Source organism: bacterium (assembly GCA_024226335.1).
Lineage (GTDB): Bacteria > Myxococcota_A > UBA9160 > SZUA-336 > SZUA-336 > JAAELY01.
The window spans coordinates 1-557 of sequence record JAAELY010000450.1 but is presented as its reverse complement, the minus strand read 5'-3'; the positions used below and the strand labels follow the sequence as shown (position 1 = coordinate 557).

The 557-nt window shown below is 61.4% G+C and carries 1 protein-coding gene; it reads right to left on the bottom strand.

All coding sequences use genetic code 11. The features are described from left to right. A partial coding sequence (locus GY725_21500) for an excinuclease ABC subunit UvrA (GenBank protein MCP4006764.1) occupies positions 1–557 on the bottom strand: 557 nt, incomplete at both ends.

The window sequence follows — 557 nt, the reverse complement described above, 5'->3', positions numbered from 1 at the left end:
CTCGATGGTGTGCTTCTTCTGCTTGGGCAATTTCTGCACGTCCCCGAACGACTGTATCACCCCGTCGATGCGCAAGCGCGCGAATCCCTCGCTCTGGAGTTTTTTCAATCGGTCGCGGTGTTCCCCCTTGCGATTCTCCACGATCGGGGCGAGGAGCATGATCTTCGTCTGGACTGGCAGACCGAGAATCTGATCCACCATATCCTGAGCGTTGCCCCGGCCGACCGGTTTGCCGCAGTCCAGACAGAACTGTTCCCCGATGCGCGCGTAGAGCACGCGGAGGTAGTCGGAGATCTCGGTGATCGTGCCCACCGTGGAGCGCGGATTGCGGCTGGCTGCCTTCTGGTCGATGGAGATGGTGGGGGACAGCCCGCGGATCATGTCGTAGCGCGGCTTGTCCATCTGGCCGATAAACTGGCGCGCATACGCGGAGAGCGACTCCACGTAGCGTCGTTGCCCTTCGGCGAAGATCGTGTCGAACGCCAGCGAGGACTTGCCTGAGCCGGACACGCCCGTGAAGACGATCAGTCGCTTTTTGGGCAGCTCGATGTCGACGT